The organism is Nonomuraea purpurea (genome assembly GCF_042650645.1).
Taxonomy (GTDB): domain Bacteria; phylum Actinomycetota; class Actinomycetes; order Streptosporangiales; family Streptosporangiaceae; genus Nonomuraea; species Nonomuraea purpurea.
In genome coordinates, this window is sequence record NZ_JBHSBI010000044.1 from 49,138 (window position 1) to 63,662 (window position 14,525).

Below are 14,525 nucleotides of genomic sequence, written 5' to 3' on the forward strand. Positions count from 1 at the left end.
GACCAAGGTCCCGGCAACGCGGGCCACCCGGCTCTGCGAAACGTTCCGGGGCGCCGCTGACACTGAAGGTGAGGTTTCATCGCCGAGGAAGGACCCGACCATGAACCACATCGTGCTCGGCTACGACGGCTCGGACTTCTCGGTGCAGGCCCTCGACTGGGCTCTCGACGAGGCCGAGCTGAGAAAGCTGCCCCTGACCGTCAGTCACGCCTGGCAGTGGCCCTATGGCCAGGCCGACGAGGAGGCCAAGGCCCACTTGCGCAAGGCCGCCGAGCACGTGTTGTGGCACGGGGCCGATTGCGCCCGTTCCAGCAGCTCAGGCATACGCGTCGAAACAGATCTGTTTGAAGGCCCGGCCGCGCATCGCCTGGTCGAGCTGTCCGCCGACGCCGCGCTCGTCGTCGTCGGCTCCCGAGGGCTGAGCGCGCTTCCCAGGGCCGTTGTGGGCTCGGTCGCCGGGTATGTCGCCGCCCACGCGGAATGTCCCGTGATCGTGGTTCGCGGCCCGGGTCCGCTACCCACCGTGACGAATCCGGGGCCGATTGTGGTGAGCGGCACGGAGCCTGCCGCGTCGGTGCTGGAGTTCGCGTTCGCCGAGGCCGAACTGCGTCATCTGCCGGTATCCGCCCCGGTGGACCTCGGCGAGTGGACGGCGCGCCACCCGCGAACCCGCCTCGAAGCGTCTGAGGGTCATGAACATCCGACGCTCATGGTCGTCGGGCGCGAGCACGCCGCGCGATTCAGCCTGGCCGATTTCCTCCTCCAGCATGCGCCCTGTCCTGTGGCCGTGGTGGGCGGTTGACGTCGCGATTCCCCTACGCCCGTGAGGGGAAGTGGAGCAGGTCGTCTTCGCCGAAGGCGATGTCGGAGCGCACATCCACCACACCCTCGATTCCGCGGATCTTCTCGGCCAGGGCGACGGCCTGACTGCTCCGAAGCCATGATCCGCGGCCCGTCTCGATCGGGTTCCGCCCCCGTCCAGGCCTCAGTCGAGCGCGTAAACGCGATGAACGAACTCGGCAAGCTTGTTGTCGGGCAGCTCCTTGGCGAGGTCGGCCTCGCTGATGATGCCGACCGGACGCTGATCTTCGGTCACGGGCAGACGCTTGATGTGGTGCTGCTCCATCGCGAACAGCGCCTCCTCGAGGCTGGCGTCGGCGTCCACCCAGACCAGCCCACGGGCCAGTTCGCCGGCCGTGGTCCGGTCGATGTCCCGGCCAGGGGCACAGCACTGGACCACGATGTCACGGTCGGTGATGATGCCCTTGAGTTGGTCGTCGTCTCCGCAGACGGGCAGCGCGCCGACTCCCAGGTCGCACATGATCTGTGAGGCGATACGCAGGGTCTCGTGTTCGCCGATGCATTGGACGCCCTCATGCATCACGTCCCGAGCCTTCTTCCCGTTCTTCCATGTGTTCATCGGTCGCCCCCGAACACGTCGATGAAGCGCTCTCAACTGCTCGTACCCAGGTTGAGCCAAACATCGGAGTGCCTGTCGTCCGAAAGGGGCAAAATCCCATAAATCACTGCTCGGCGGAAACGCCGGGAGGCCGGTTTGCCGTGGCATTGCCGAATTTCGGGCAGAAGTCCGCACGAGGTACTCGACGGCCGGCGAAAGGCGCAACCATGAACGACGTCATCGTCGTGGGGACCGACGACTCGCTGGATGCCGACGCCGCCATCGCCTGGGCGGCCGCCGATGCCGTACGCAAAGGGCTCCGGCTCGAACTCGTGCATGTGATCGAACGCGGCTCCTATGATCTTCCGCGTTGCCCGCTTCCTGGCCTGCTGGAAACCCTCGGGGAGGCCGCCACGAGGATGCTGGAGGAGAAGTACCAGGCCGTAACGACTCGCTGGCCAGGCATTGAGGTCGCCACCGAGGTGAAGACCGGATCGGCGGTGGCGCAGCTGCGGGCGCAGGCGGAGCCGGCGGCGGAGTTGGTCGTCGGCTCGCGCGGCCGGGGTGGATTCGCCAGCGCGTTGCTCGGCTCGGTGAGCCTGGGAGTGGCGGGCCACGCCCACGGCACGGTCGTCGTGGTGCGGTCGGTCGCCGCCGAGCGCGGGCAGATCGTGGTGGGCGTGGACGAAAGCGATTCCTCCACGCCCGCGCTGGCCCATGCCTTCGCCGAGGCGTCCCTGCGCAGAGTGCCGCTGCGCGCCGTCTACGCCTACGCCGTCCCCATCCACGCAGTCTCACTCGACCTGGACCGGCTGCAACGAACCCAGTACGAGTTCGTCCGTGATCGACTTGCCCCTTGGCGGGCCGAGTACCCCGAGGTCAACGTGATCGAGGACATCACCTCCGTGCATCCGGTGGCGGCGCTGGCCGAGGCGTCGAAGGACGCGGATCTGGTCGTGGTGGGCAACCGCGGGCACAGCGCAGTGGCGTCGGCGGTGCTCGGCTCTGTCAGCCATGGCGTGCTGCACCACGCCGACTGCCCGGTAGCCGTGGTCCGCCGTCACGAAGATGATCGAACTCCCAGGCTCAGGGCTGCCGCCTCGTCGAGATGAAGGGCGCGAATACGGGCATGAGCCCGCTGATCGTGAGGAGCCACAGCATCCGAGCGGGCAGGCCGATGAGCTCGAGCGCCACCCCCGAAGCGTGTGCGGTCTCGCCGCACACGCGCAGTGCCCGCAGGCCCGACATGTCGCAGAAACTGATGCCGGACAGATCGAGCACAACCCGCCGGCCCGCGTCCGGGATCACGGCTTTCACCAGCGTGCTGAGCGGCGCGGCAGTCGCGAAGTCCAGCTCACCCGCGATCCCCACCACGGTCACGTCGTCAGACACCCGCGTGGTCACGCGAAGCGGTCTGCACAGGTGCGCCAAAGATCGAATCTTTCGGTGCATGATGGTGTTCAGTCTCCCCGCTCCGATCACAGCTTTCGTCCTGGAAGCGATCAGTAACAATGCTCATGGTGCAGCGGGGGAACTCGTAGGGCCGAAGGTCCTCATGACGTCACCCGAAGGGCCTTCAGGCGTGCCGCGAAGACGGTGTCCGGGGTAGGACGGGCTCGAGGTGGAACATCCCGGCGATCACCTCACCAGTCTCATCGGTGGTTCTGACACGCCCGGCGACGGCCGACAGCATGTCCCAGGCGGTGACCAGCCCGACCAGTCCCCCATCGCCGACGACCGGCACGGCGTCGCAGCCGGAATCGAGCATCATCGCCGCGACCTTGACCAACGAGGCATCCGGGGGCACCACCGGCCTGCGCTCACACCCGAGCAACGTGCGAACCTGGCGGCTGGACTGCTCCTGCAGCCCGCCTGACCAGGACGCCGCCACCTGCTCGCGTGTCAGGATGCCCAGCACATGCCGGCCGTCGACGACCGGCAGGTGATGCACACCCGCCCGGCGCATGAGCTCCCAGGCCATCAACGGCGATTCATCTGGCCTTACGGCAACCAGGACACGGCTCATCACGTGTCCGGCGGTCAATGACTCGACGCTCATGACTTCTCCTTGCGTCCGGCGCCGATTGCCTTCACTGTCCATTCTCGCGTCGGCCGGCCCACCGGCGCCCGGGGACGAAGTCCCACATCGAGGTGACATTGGTCCTCAGAAGGCCACCGTTTCAAGGCTTGAGCTCGTCCAGAGCCTCGCGCAGATAGCCGGAGAAGGCCCACGGGTCGGGGACCAGGTCGCCGCAGGCGGTGATTCCGATGTCGAGACGGCCGTTGTAGGAGAAAACCGTGATGTTCAGACCGCCGCTCACGTCGGTGACCACGGACACCGGGTAGTGCGACAGCAGCCTGACCCCAGCGATCCGCAGCGGGAACTGCGGCCCGGGGACGTTGGAAACGACCACGTTGACGGGTGGCGTCGTCCGGTTCACCAGCCCGAACACCGCGCGGTCGGCCAGGGCGTTCAGCGCGGCGGGCAGGCTTTCGCTCAGCTCCCGCAGCAAACCCGCGGGCGTCAGGGCGAATCGTTGCTTGATCTGCCGCATCCCCTCGCTGACGGCATCGAGCCGCCGGCGCGCGTCGGCCAGGTGCGTGGGAAGCTGGGTGATCATGATGCTGACCTGGTTGGCCTCGTCCGCGCTCACTCGCCCCCGCAAGGAGAACGGCACCCCCGCGATAAGTGGAATCTCCGGCAACGCTTTGCGGGCGATCAACCAGCGGCGCAGCGCAGAGGCCGCCAGCGTCAGCACCACGTCGTTCACCGTGACGCCGAAGGCGTTCTTGACGCGCTTGATCTCCTTCAACGGCAGCTCGACGAAGGCATAACGACGATGAGATGAGACCGGACCGTTCAGCGGGGTGTGCGGAACGACGAATTCCGGCAGCTCGGGCAGGGCTTCGCGCCGCATCAACCGCGCCAGGCCGACGGCGTCGGGCAGCCGCGAGACGAGGGGAAGCTGGTCCAGCACCGGCAGGGCCTGGCCCGCGAACTTCAGCAGATGCGCGGGGTTGGCCGCGAGATGCCAGGCGCTCCTGGCCAGCATGCGCCACACCCCCGGAGGGCCCTGCGGCTCACCCGCGGCCGTCACGGTGGTCGCATCCGTGAGCGCGGCCAGTATCTCGGCTCCGATCAGCCCGTCGACGGCGGCGTGGTGGATCTTGGTATAGAGACCGCAACGGCCACCGTCCAGGCCGTGAATCAGGTGCATCTCCCACAGCGGACGGTCCCGGTCCAGCCGCCGCTCGTGCAGCCGAGCCACCTGATCGGCCAGCTTCGCGTCGACACGGGGAGGCTTCAGCGTGAGCTCACGGACGTGATAATCCAGGTCAACCTCATCGTCGTCGGCCCAGTACGGATGGTCGAGACCGAGGGGCACACGGACCAGCCGCCGCCGTAGCTGGGGCAACCCCGCCATCCGCTCTGCCAGCCTGTCCAGGATCTTCTCCCTGGGCAGATCCTTCGCCAGCACGGTGAGCCCACCGACGTTGGCGATGTTGGTGGCGGTCTCGAAGTTGAGGAACTGCGCGTCCAGCGCGTTGAGCTGTCGCATGCTTCCACCTCAGACCAGCTCTCGGTGCGGGTGGCGGCCGTCTCCAGGCGACTAAACATCAGATGACATGACACCCCACCCGCTCAAGGCATTCTGAAGGTTTCCCGGCGTTCAATGTGGGCGTCCGGCCCAGGATAAACGAGGGTCTCGTGTTCCTCATCGAGCCAGCGCACCTCATAAGGCGGTGATCCGTCGTCATGATGAAGGGCGATGATGATGCCGATGCGGCGGGGCTCACCCTGATGGGCGCCCTCGATCACCAGCATGTCCCCGACTTCTGCTTTCATCTGACCGGCCTCCCTTTACCCAGACGGGACCGTGAGAGCAAGCCACCTGGCTCCAGCCAGGGGTAGTTGATAGGTCTCCCCTTCCCCCTCAGCGGCGCTTATCCGTCCCGGAGCGCGTCATCCGAAGCAGCATGATTTCCTCGCGCAAGCGGGCCAGAAGTGCAGGCGGGTTGAAGGTTCATCGTGATGAGAGCGGGGAATTCCAGGGAAAGTTTACACCGAGGGTTCAACGATACCGTTGAAGGTATGGATATCAAGGATACGGCCAGGCCGCTCGACGGCGCGGGCATCTCGGCGTTCCTGCGGTCGCTTCCCGCCAAGCCCCTGCTGCTCGGCCTGGGCGAGGCCAGGCACTTCGTGGGCGAACTGGGCGAGGTACGCAACGAGATCTTCCGGTATCTGGTCGAGCACGAGGGCTACCGATCGTTCGCCATCGAGAGCGACTGCCTCATGGGCCTCGTGGTGCACGACTACATCACGACGGGCACGGGCACGCTCGATGACGTCATGGAACGCGGCTTCAGCCACACCTTCGGCACCTCACCGGCCAACCGCGAGCTCGTGCGCTGGATGCGGGCGTACAACGAGGAGCATGATGAAAAGCTGCGGTTCTTCGGGTTCGACGGGCCTCTGGAGTATTGGGCGGCGAGCCCGCGCCAGGCGCTCACCGGCCTCTACGCCCTCCTCGACGGCCCGCTCCCCGGTGCCGTGGTAACCAGGGAAACCCTCGACACGCTGCTGGGCCCGGACGACCGGTGGTCGAACGAGGCCACGGCCATGGATCCGTCCCTGTCGATCGGCCAGTCCGCCGAGGCCCAGCGGCTGCGACTGATCGCCGACGACCTGGTGGCGCTGCTCGACACCCAGACGCCGCAGCTGAGCGCGGAAGACGGGGAGCGGGCGGCACTGTACGCGCGCACCGCCACCGGCCTGCTCCGCTACCACTACTGGCTGGCCGACGCGTCCCCCGCGCGCTGGACCCGGCTGTCGGCCCTGCGGGCCGCGATGATGGCCGCCAACCTGCGTGCCATCGCCGAGCAGGGCCCGGCCCTGGTCTTCTCCAGCAACCTCCACCTGCAGCGGAACCAGAGCTTGATGCCGTTCGGCGACCAGACGCTGGAGTGGTGGAGCGCGGGGGCGATCACCGCGACGCACCTGGGCGACCGGTACGCCTTCCTGGCCTCGGCCTTCGGCACGACCGGCGACAACACCCCGTCCCCGGACACCGTCGAGGGCATCCTGTCCACGCTCCCGTGGGACCACTCCCTCATCGACGCCCGCCGCCTGGCCGAGGCCATCACGAAGCCCACCCCGCGCGTATCCCACGATTTTGCCTATTTCCCCCTGGACCCGGCCCAGCTGGACACGATCGACGGCATCGTCTTCCTCAGGCAGACTGCCAGGCTTGACTGACAGGCGATTGCTGCTGGGCACGCTGGTCGCCGGCGCGTGCCGGTAGGGGGTCTTGGGACTATCCGGAACCATCCTCCAGAACCGTCCCGGCCGATAGGGTGGCTCACCCGCACCCATGCTCACGACCGTCGCGGCACGATCCCCTTCGATCGCCCCTGACCTGGAGAGGACTGCTGCTCCTTGTACTTACGAGAAGCCGGGAACGTTGATGGGCCCGTCCTGGTGCTCATCCACGGTGGTGGCGTCGCCGGCTGGATGTGGCGGGCGCAGATCGAGCACTTCGCGGCACGTCACCGCCTCCTCGTGCCCGACCTCCCCGGACACGACCACAGCCACGGGACGGCGTTCACGACGAGCGCGGCGGTCGTCGCCGAGCTCGTCGCGCACCTGGATCGGCTCCCGGCCGGCGCGGACGTCACGGTGGTGGGCTTCTCGCTCGGCGCGCAGATCGCCGTCGAACTGGCCGCCACCCATCCCGAGTTGGTCACCCGGGTCGTCGTCGTCAGCGCGCTGACGCGGGGTGTCGCGCTGGCGGGCCTGGGCGACCGGCTTGTCGGGCTCACCGCGCCCCTCGCCCGCCAGACGTGGTTCGCCCGGCTCCAGGCCAAGGCGCTGTTCGTTCCGGACGATCTCCTCGACGACTACCTGCGCACCTCGAAGGCCCTGCCGAAGGACAGCCTGCTCGCGCTGACCCGGGCCAACTCCGCCTTCCGCGTCCCGCCCGCGTGGCGGACGTTTCCCGGTCCCGCCCTGCTCCTGGCCGGAGGCAAGGAGCCGCGGGCGTTGCGGGAGGGAATGCGGCAGCTCGGCCGCGACCACGCGAACAGCGAGTTGGTCGTTCACCCGGGCGCGGGTCACGGGCTGCCGCTGCAACATCCCGAGTGGTTCAACGCGCGGCTCGGGGACTGGCTCCGGCGTCATCTCTGAGTGCGCTCCCCGTGGCCCCGGAGTTGCGAGATCGCGCCGGGGCTGCGGCGCCGAGCCAGTCAGCCGGAAACGGGGCTGGTGGAGTAGCAGCCGGTTCGCTCGCACTGGATCCTCTTCGTGGGCACCCAGCGCTTGTCGCGCCACATGTCGAGGACGGCGATCACGCTCTGCACCCCGCCGACCCGGTTGATGGTCTTGTCGAAGCCGTGTCCCTTGGAGCCGTCGCACGCCTGACGTGTCTCGTTGCTGGGCAGGAGGACACCGTCGCCGCTGAAGGTGTACCTGACTCGCGCGCAGCCGGACGGGGCGGAGATCCGTGCCCCGATCTGCACCGTACGGTTGTGCCAGACGACGTTTCCGCTCACCAGGGTGTCGCCGTAGCTGGACATCCGGAACGCGGTGCTTGGCGCGGCTGCCGCGTTCGCCGTGGAGGGGGCCAGCGCCGCGAGAGCCGTGACGGCAGGCCTGATCATGTGTATCCCTTCATTGATTTAAGCCTTTGACATTGCCCGGTGGGCACGCGTCGATCGACGAGTGAAAGCCGGACCGCTTTCCACGGTCAGGCGCCCCCTTCTCTGGGGCGGGCGAGTCCATCATCCTGGGCTGCTGGAACGTCCACCATGGGGTTATCCCTTGATAGCCAGCGAGGAGCCGGACACGGAAAGCCGTTCCAGCACTGCAGACTGTGAGCGCCTCGTCACTTTCATCACCGGCGGAATCCTCGCCACTCTTCCAGCCGAAGTCGCCACCAGCACTTGAGAGGAAGCACGAGTGGGCGCCTGCGTCCGCCGCGGAGGACGCCAGAGAGGGAGCCGCAGGGCCCCTCCTCGCGACAAAAACGCGTTGCTTTGGATCCCCTCAAAACGTAAGGTTTTGCGCTCGTGATCGCAGTGCTGGAGCGAGTTCTGCCTGCCCGGCTGGGGACGGGATTTCGGTGGTTGCTGGCCTCGAGCTGGCTGACAAATCTCGGTGACGGGATCGCGGCCGCCGCAGGCCCGCTGCTGATCGCGACATTGACCCGCGACCCGCTGATGATTTCGTTATCCGCCCTGGTGAGCTGGGCCCCACCGCTACTGTTCGGCCTGTATGCGGGCGTGCTGTCGGATCGGTACAACCGGCGCAGGATCGTGCTCGTCGCGAACGCGGTGCGGGCCGTGGTGCTGGCGGCGCTCGTCGCACTCATGGTGACCGGCACCGTGACCGTGGCGGCGGCGCTGGTGGCGCTCACGCTCCGGTCCATCGCCGAAGTGTTCGCCGACAACGCGACTTCAACGCTGACGCCCATGATGGTCAGCAGGGACGATCTCATCATCGCCAACGCCCGTCTGGGCACGGGTTTCATCACGCTCAATCAGCTCGCCGGTCCGCCGATCGGCGCGGCGCTGTTCGGCCTGGGCCTGACGTGGCCATTCGCGAGCCAGCTGCTCCTGGTGCTGGCGGGGATCGTCCTGGTCTCCCGGATCACGTTGCCTCCGCACGGCCGACAGGCCGACGGTCCCGTGCCCAACACCGTTCGGGAACTCATCGACGGGTTCACCTGGACCATCCGGCACGCGGCGATCCGCACGCTGGCGCTCACCATCCTGATCTTCAACTTCACGTTCGGCGCGGCCTGGTCGGTTCTCGTCCTCTACACCCAGGAGCAGCTCGGCCTCGGCGCCATAGGCTTCGGCCTGATGACCACGATCGGCGGGATCGGCGGCTTGATCGGCACCGGCCTGTACGGGGCCATCACCCGCAGAGTGAACCTCGGCGCCCTGATGCGGATCGGACTCATCATCGAAACGCTCACCCACCTGGGCCTGGCCCTTACCCATTCGCCGTGGGTCGCCGGGGGCATCTTCCTGGTCTTCGGTGCGCACGCCTTCATCTGGGGCACGACCTCGGGCACCGTCCGCCAGCGCGCGGTCCCGCGCGAACTCCAGGGCCGGGTGGGCAGCGTCAACACCATCTGCGCCTACGCCGGCCTGGTGGTCGGCTCGTTGATCGGCGGCATCCTGGCCACCCACTTCGGTGTCGCGGCGCCCTTCTGGTTCGCCTTCGCCGGTTCCGCGGTGTTCGTCGTGCTGCTGTGGCGGCAGCTCCTGCTCATCGCCCACGACGACTGATGCTTTCAGCGGCCCTGACCGCACACGACCGAAAGGAGAACATCCACGATGAGCGCGGCCTACGCAACTGAATGCTGGCTCACACCAAGCGTCAAGGCCGGCCCTTCGCCGATCCACGGCAACGGCCTGTTCGCCATCGGACAGATCCGCCAGGACGAGGTCGTCATGCGGCTCGGCGGACAGCCGATCAACGATGAGACCCTGGCCGCCCTCACGCCGCCTGACCGTCGAGGAGGGTCTTCACCTGCTCCTCGATCCCGCCCATCCCGTTCGTTACGGCAACCACTCCTGCGAGCCCAACCTCTGGCACCGCGACGCGACCACCGTGATCGCACGACACGACATCGGCCCCGGCGACGAACTGACCATCGACTACGCCACGCACACCGGCGTTGAAACATGGACGATGGCCTGCCGCTGCGGCAAGCCCCGCTGCCGCCGCACCGTGACCGGCACCGATTGGCAACTGCCCCAGCTCCAGTCCACCTATGGCACCCACTGGAGCCCACCGCTACTCGACCGCATCTCGTTCCCGCTGAACAGCCTGTCCAGATGCAGATCGATCGCGGTGAGCGCGTCCCGGGGCTCGATCACCTCCAGTTCGATCAGGGGGGTGAGGCCGGTGAGGGCGAGGAGCAGGTTGGTCTCGGTCGCCGGGTCGCGGTCAGAGTCGATGTGCCCGTCGGCGACCGCCTGGCGGACCAACTGCTCGACGAGGGCCCGTCCTTCGACGAGGCCACGACGCGCCTGCTCGTGGACGGCCTCGTCGTGCAGCGCCTCCAGGACGTAGGCGGCGCTCATCCGGCTGGTCGCGCGGGCGTCGGCATGCAGGGGGAGCATTTCCGCGAGCGTCAGTCGCAGCACGTCACGGGGGTGCGGACGGTCCCCGAGCTTCTCGAGGCCCTGGCCGACGCGCAGTGAGGTCTGCTCTGACGCGAAGTCCATGGCGAAGGAGAGCATGGCGGCCCGGGAGGCGAAATAGTGCTGCAACTGCCCGAGGGAGATGCCCGCCTCCTGCGCCACCACGCGCATGGTCAGATGTGCGACGCCGCGTTGCTCCACCACCCGCCACAGCGCGCGGGCGATCGCTTCGCGGCGTCCGCGGTGATCCACCTGTTTCGGCATCGCCGGCCTCTCCCTCGTCCCTCGGAGCCTTTCCCATACAGTTGACATAATACAGTTGACCGATAATCCTGGGAACCACCTCGAGGAAGGAAACGTCATGCCTGAACAGCCAAGGGTGCGGACCACGGAAGGCGTGGTGCAGGGGCGCCGGCGGCAGGGGCACGCGGTGTTCCGCGGCATCCCCTATGCCCAGCCCCCGGTGGGAGCGCTCCGCTTCGCAGCGCCCGCCCCGCCGCACCGCTGGGAGGGGACGAGGCAGGCGGCGGAGTTCGGCCCCGTGGTACCGCTGTCCCTGCCGGTCGACGTGGGTCCGCCGCAGGGCACGGACTGGCTGACGCTCAACGTCGGCACTCCGGATCCGGGCGCGGCAGGACTGCCGGTGCTGGTGTGGATCCCCGTAGGCGGCTACATCTCGGCGGCGTCGAGCGACCCGATGTTCGACCCGGCAGCGCTGGCCGAGGCGGGACTCGTCGTGGTGACCATCAACTGCCGCGTGGGCGCGGAGGGTTTCGCGTTCCTCGACGACGCGCCGCCCAACCGCGGATTCCTCGACCAGATCGCGGCGCTGGAGTGGGTGCAGCGGAACATCGCCGCCTTCGGAGGCGACCCAGCCCAGGTCACCGTGGCCGGAGTGTCTGCCGGAGCAGGGTCGGTCGCCGCTCTCCTGACGATGAAGCCGGCGCGCGGCCTGTTCCGGCGGGCCATTGCCCACTCGGTGCCGGGGCTGCACAGCACCCCCGCGCTGGCACGGCAGGTCACCGCCGCGCTCGCGGACCGGCTCGGCGCAGCCCCCACCGCTGCGGCCTTGCGCGACATCGATCCCTGGCACCTGGCCGCAGAGCTCACCTCCTTCAACGCCGGCCTCCATGCACACCGGGAGAGCTGGGGACGGCTCACGGAGAGCGGCACCGCCCTGTGCCCCGTCGTCGACGGCGAGGTCCTCCCAGAAACGCCCTGGCCCGCGCTGGCCGGCGGGCGCGCGAGCGGGACCGAACTGCTCGTCGGCCACACCCGGGACGAGTTCCGGCTGTTCAGCGTCATGAGCGGACGGCAGGGCACCTTCACCGAGCAGGACGCCCGAACAGCCCTGGAACTGCTCGCCCCCCAGCCGCACGGCGCGGAGGCGTACCGTGCCGCGTTTCCGCAGGCCGGCCCGGAGGAGCTGGTGGAAACGGTGTACTCCGACGCCCTCTTCCGCATGCCGTCACAGAAGCTGGCCGAGGCGAACGTCGCGGCCGGCGGCACCTCGTACCTGTTCGAACTGCGCTGGACCACCCCGGTCCTCGGCGGTGCCCTGGGCGCCTGCCACAGCCTCGACATCCCCCTGGCGTTCGGCACACTGGACAGCCCCGTCGGCGTGCAGCTCATCGGCGACGATCCCACTCCCGAGGCCGTCGCGCTCGCCAACGAACTCAGGCAGGCATGGGTCCGCTTCGTCACCACCGGCGACGCGGGATGGGCCACCTACCGCCCCGACCAGCAGCTCACCCGCGTCCTGGACGTCGAGTCGGAGACTCTGCCCTACCCCGAACAGGCCTCCCGCCGGATCTGGGAAGGCCACTCCCCCGCCCCCTTCGATCTCTCGTAGGGCGCAGACAACCGCAGGTCGGCCAGCACATGGTCACCCCCCTCCTCCATGGTGAAGACCAGCAACCGGTCGGGGGCGCGCAGCCAGGAAAGGACGTCTCCGGGGTTCTCCGCGGCCGTGGTCAGGCGGCCGGTCGCCAGATCAGGCCCCGTCGGGCCGGGCCAACCGCTGCTGGACCCGGAGCAGAACGCGGCGTTGCACGGGCCTGAGAGTCTGCTCGTTCAGTTCGTCCATCAGCGCTGAGGCCTGCGCGTCGAGCGGGAACAGACGGGCCAGTGGCGCCATCACCGGCTCGATGTGCGCGACCAGCTCGTCGATCAGCGATGCGACCTCCTCGTCCGGGGTGTCGGGCGCGAGGGCGTAGAAGCGCGCCGTCAGCGGTGCGGATGCGGCCATGCCGTCGTTCGCCTCGCCGAACAGGGCGGCGAATCCTGCTGGGCCGTCCTTGCCGAGCAGGTGTGCGAGCAGGATCAGCTGTTCGTGCTCGTAACGGGCCATGTCCGCCGGCATCTCCGACGCGGGGGCAGAACGCCATGCCGAAAGCTCCGGTGGCAGGTCGGGCGGGGCGCCGCTGCGGCGCAGCGCGGCGATGCTGGCCCGGCGGGCGACGAGCCGTTCGATCTCGGCGGCGGCCTGGCGATCGAGCTCATCGAGCAGTTCCTCTGCGGCCGCCGGATCGTCCAGCACCGCAGGTAGTGCGGACAGCGGTAGGCCGAGTGCGGTCATCCGCGTGATGCGCAGGAGCCGGACGAGGTGGCCCACGTCGTAGTGCCGGTAGCCCCCGGCCGAGCGCGGTGGCTCGGGCAGCAGCCCGATCTGGTGGTAGTGGCGCAACGTGCGGACGGTGACGCCGGCCAGTTCGGCGAGCTCACCGCTGAGCATCGGCCGGCTCCTTCGACTCCAGGTCGCGCAGGGCGCGCGAGATGATCACGGTCAGCAGCGCGAGGATCCACACTCCGGCGACGCTGAACCCGGCCAGGACCGGGGCCCCGTACTCCGCCGTCACCCCGGCCAGACCGATCCCCACCGGTGCGGCGATCGTCAGCAAGGCGGTATTCACGCTGAGCACCCGCCCGCGTACCGCGTCGGTGGTCCGTTCGATCTGCAACACCCCGATGACTGCTCCGACCACGGCGTTGCCCAGCCCGAGCGCCGCGGCGCCGGCGAACACCACGGCCGGGGCAAGCAGGGAGGCCATCAGCAGGAATCCCGCGGTGGTCATGACGAACCCGGCCGACAACCATGCTCGCGATGAGAGTCGTCGGCCGAAGCCGCTGTAGAGCGCCGCACCGCCCAGCATCCCGACGGCCAGCGCGGTGAGGACGAGGCCGAGCAGGTCGGGGCGGGCGATGAGGTCGAAGTACAGCGGCATCACCAGGCCCTGCAACCCGCCGAGCGCCACGGCCAGGCCGATGACCAGGCCCGACGTGCCGAGCAGGAACCGGCTGCGCACCACCACCGCCATGCCTTCTCCGAGTTCACGCAGGATCGACCGGCGAGGCGACCCGTTGGCCTCGACCTCACCAAGCCGGCGCGGCAGCGTTCGCGTCAGCAGCGCCGCGACCGCCGAGGTTGCCGCAGTGACCCACAATACGGAAGTGGCGTCGAAGGCGGCGAGCAGCACGCCGGCCGCCGCCGGGCCGATCACCAGGGCGGCAGAGGTCAGGGTCTGGCGCAGACCGACCACCCGCGTCAGGTCGAGCCCAGCGTGCCGAGCCACCGTCGGGGCCAGCACCTCACGGGCCGTCGTCCCTGGCACGTCCCCGAACGAGCCCAGGATGCCCAGCACGATGAACCACACCAGGTCCAGGCCCCACAACAGATCGACCAGCGGCAGCGCGGCGACCGAGACAGCGGAGACAACGTCGGAGACCACCGAGGCCGTCCGCCGGTTGATCCGGTCGATCACCACCCCGCTGAGCAGTCCGACCAGCACGGCCGGGACCGCCGTCGCGGCCGCCAGCGCCGCCGTGCCCAACGGGCTACCGGTCGTCTGCAGCACGATCAGCGGCAGTGCCACCGCCGCGATGCCGTTGCCGAGCAGGCTCAGCAGATGCGACGCGAGATAGGAGAAGACGGCCAGATACTGTTTGAGGGACATGCGACCAGGAAAGACCC

At 68.6% G+C, this 14,525-nt stretch carries 15 protein-coding genes and 1 pseudogene; 7 read left to right on the top strand and 9 right to left on the bottom strand.

Going from position 1 to position 14,525, the window contains the following annotated elements; genetic code table 11:
* Positions 1-100: 100 nt before the first annotated feature.
* Entirely contained in the window at positions 101-802 is a 702-nt protein-coding gene (locus tag ACFOY2_RS49960) for a universal stress protein (RefSeq protein WP_379535230.1), read from the top strand.
* Positions 803-985: 183 nt separating this feature from the next.
* Here ACFOY2_RS49960 and ACFOY2_RS49965 read toward each other — a convergent pair whose 3' ends face one another.
* The gene (locus ACFOY2_RS49965; RefSeq protein WP_379535231.1) at positions 986-1,420 is read right to left on the bottom strand and encodes a CBS domain-containing protein; all 435 of its coding nucleotides are present in this window, start codon (positions 1,418-1,420) and stop codon (positions 986-988) included.
* A 206-nt stretch (positions 1,421-1,626) separates the two neighbouring features.
* Between ACFOY2_RS49965 and ACFOY2_RS49970 the strand changes: the two genes are divergently transcribed.
* Positions 1,627-2,511 (top strand): universal stress protein, encoded by an 885-nt coding sequence (locus ACFOY2_RS49970; RefSeq protein WP_379535232.1) that lies wholly within the window; start codon positions 1,627-1,629, stop codon positions 2,509-2,511.
* Here ACFOY2_RS49970 and ACFOY2_RS49975 read toward each other — a convergent pair.
* The 4 genes from ACFOY2_RS49975 to ACFOY2_RS49990 form a co-directional block, all read right to left on the bottom strand.
* Positions 2,486-2,803 (bottom strand): STAS domain-containing protein, encoded by a 318-nt coding sequence (locus tag ACFOY2_RS49975; protein ID WP_379535233.1) that lies wholly within the window; start codon positions 2,801-2,803, stop codon positions 2,486-2,488. The two genes, ACFOY2_RS49970 and ACFOY2_RS49975, sit on opposite strands and share 26 nt — an antisense overlap.
* A 172-nt stretch (positions 2,804-2,975) precedes the next feature.
* Positions 2,976-3,458: a CBS domain-containing protein gene (locus tag ACFOY2_RS49980; protein ID WP_379535234.1), complete on the bottom strand. Its 483-nt coding sequence runs from the start codon at positions 3,456-3,458 to the stop codon at positions 2,976-2,978.
* A gap of 121 nt (positions 3,459-3,579) precedes the next feature.
* Positions 3,580-4,959: a WS/DGAT/MGAT family O-acyltransferase gene (locus tag ACFOY2_RS49985; protein WP_379535235.1), complete on the bottom strand. Its 1,380-nt coding sequence runs from the start codon at positions 4,957-4,959 to the stop codon at positions 3,580-3,582.
* Between the two features lie 83 nt (positions 4,960-5,042).
* Positions 5,043-5,246, bottom strand: coding sequence for a DUF1918 domain-containing protein (locus ACFOY2_RS49990; RefSeq protein WP_357827636.1), 204 nt, complete (start codon positions 5,244-5,246; stop codon positions 5,043-5,045).
* 246 nt (positions 5,247-5,492) lie between these two features.
* Between ACFOY2_RS49990 and ACFOY2_RS49995 the strand changes: the two genes are divergently transcribed.
* Both ACFOY2_RS49995 and ACFOY2_RS50000 read left to right on the top strand, forming a co-directional pair.
* The gene (locus tag ACFOY2_RS49995) at positions 5,493-6,659 is read left to right on the top strand and encodes an erythromycin esterase family protein (RefSeq protein WP_379535236.1); all 1,167 of its coding nucleotides are present in this window, start codon (positions 5,493-5,495) and stop codon (positions 6,657-6,659) included.
* A 180-nt stretch (positions 6,660-6,839) separates the two neighbouring features.
* On the top strand, positions 6,840-7,586 hold the full coding sequence (locus ACFOY2_RS50000; RefSeq protein WP_379535237.1) for an alpha/beta fold hydrolase: 747 nt from the start codon (positions 6,840-6,842) through the stop codon (positions 7,584-7,586).
* Positions 7,587-7,645: 59 nt separating this feature from the next.
* Here ACFOY2_RS50000 and ACFOY2_RS50005 read toward each other — a convergent pair whose 3' ends face one another.
* Entirely contained in the window at positions 7,646-8,059 is a 414-nt protein-coding gene (locus ACFOY2_RS50005) for a hypothetical protein (RefSeq protein ID WP_379535238.1), read from the bottom strand.
* Positions 8,060-8,467: 408 nt separating this feature from the next.
* On the opposite strand from ACFOY2_RS50005, the gene ACFOY2_RS50010 reads away from it, so the two are divergent.
* Both ACFOY2_RS50010 and ACFOY2_RS50015 read left to right on the top strand, forming a co-directional pair.
* Positions 8,468-9,694 (top strand): MFS transporter, encoded by a 1,227-nt coding sequence (locus tag ACFOY2_RS50010; protein WP_379535239.1) that lies wholly within the window; start codon positions 8,468-8,470, stop codon positions 9,692-9,694.
* 193 nt (positions 9,695-9,887) lie between these two features.
* Positions 9,888-10,058, top strand: a pseudogene (locus ACFOY2_RS50015) (SET domain-containing protein-lysine N-methyltransferase); the annotation flags it as partial.
* A 122-nt stretch (positions 10,059-10,180) separates the two neighbouring features.
* On the opposite strand, the gene ACFOY2_RS50020 reads toward ACFOY2_RS50015, so the two are convergent.
* The gene (locus ACFOY2_RS50020) at positions 10,181-10,819 is read right to left on the bottom strand and encodes a TetR/AcrR family transcriptional regulator (RefSeq protein ID WP_379535240.1); all 639 of its coding nucleotides are present in this window, start codon (positions 10,817-10,819) and stop codon (positions 10,181-10,183) included.
* Positions 10,820-10,916: 97 nt separating this feature from the next.
* Here ACFOY2_RS50020 and ACFOY2_RS50025 point away from each other — a divergent pair, with 97 nt between their 5' ends.
* Positions 10,917-12,407, top strand: coding sequence for a carboxylesterase/lipase family protein (locus ACFOY2_RS50025; protein WP_379535241.1), 1,491 nt, complete (start codon positions 10,917-10,919; stop codon positions 12,405-12,407).
* Between the two features lie 141 nt (positions 12,408-12,548).
* Here ACFOY2_RS50025 and ACFOY2_RS50030 read toward each other — a convergent pair whose 3' ends face one another.
* Both ACFOY2_RS50030 and ACFOY2_RS50035 read right to left on the bottom strand, forming a co-directional pair.
* A complete protein-coding gene (locus ACFOY2_RS50030; protein ID WP_379535242.1) occupies positions 12,549-13,289 on the bottom strand; it encodes a MerR family transcriptional regulator in 741 nt (246 codons plus the stop codon).
* Positions 13,276-14,508: an MFS transporter gene (locus ACFOY2_RS50035; RefSeq protein WP_379535243.1), complete on the bottom strand. Its 1,233-nt coding sequence runs from the start codon at positions 14,506-14,508 to the stop codon at positions 13,276-13,278. The genes ACFOY2_RS50030 and ACFOY2_RS50035 overlap by 14 nt, the downstream gene beginning before the upstream one ends.
* Positions 14,509-14,525 lie beyond the last annotated feature (17 nt).

Excerpts from the sequence above, each read along its gene's own strand:
- ACFOY2_RS49990 (WP_357827636.1), bottom strand. The coding sequence starts at position 5,246 with ATGAAAGCAGAAGTCGGGGACATGCTGGTGATCGAGGGCGCCCATCAG.
- ACFOY2_RS50005 (WP_379535238.1), bottom strand. The coding sequence starts at position 8,059 with ATGATCAGGCCTGCCGTCACGGCTCTCGCGGCGCTGGCCCCCTCCACG.
- ACFOY2_RS49965 (WP_379535231.1), bottom strand. The coding sequence starts at position 1,420 with ATGAACACATGGAAGAACGGGAAGAAGGCTCGGGACGTGATGCATGAG.
- ACFOY2_RS49970 (WP_379535232.1), top strand. The coding sequence starts at position 1,627 with ATGAACGACGTCATCGTCGTGGGGACCGACGACTCGCTGGATGCCGAC.
- ACFOY2_RS49985 (WP_379535235.1), bottom strand. The coding sequence starts at position 4,959 with ATGCGACAGCTCAACGCGCTGGACGCGCAGTTCCTCAACTTCGAGACC.
- ACFOY2_RS49960 (WP_379535230.1), top strand. The coding sequence starts at position 101 with ATGAACCACATCGTGCTCGGCTACGACGGCTCGGACTTCTCGGTGCAG.
- ACFOY2_RS50035 (WP_379535243.1), bottom strand. The coding sequence starts at position 14,508 with ATGTCCCTCAAACAGTATCTGGCCGTCTTCTCCTATCTCGCGTCGCAT.
- ACFOY2_RS49980 (WP_379535234.1), bottom strand. The coding sequence starts at position 3,458 with ATGAGCGTCGAGTCATTGACCGCCGGACACGTGATGAGCCGTGTCCTG.
- ACFOY2_RS50020 (WP_379535240.1), bottom strand. The coding sequence starts at position 10,819 with ATGCCGAAACAGGTGGATCACCGCGGACGCCGCGAAGCGATCGCCCGC.
- ACFOY2_RS50030 (WP_379535242.1), bottom strand. The coding sequence starts at position 13,289 with ATGCTCAGCGGTGAGCTCGCCGAACTGGCCGGCGTCACCGTCCGCACG.
- ACFOY2_RS50025 (WP_379535241.1), top strand. The coding sequence starts at position 10,917 with ATGCCTGAACAGCCAAGGGTGCGGACCACGGAAGGCGTGGTGCAGGGG.
- ACFOY2_RS49995 (WP_379535236.1), top strand. The coding sequence starts at position 5,493 with ATGGATATCAAGGATACGGCCAGGCCGCTCGACGGCGCGGGCATCTCG.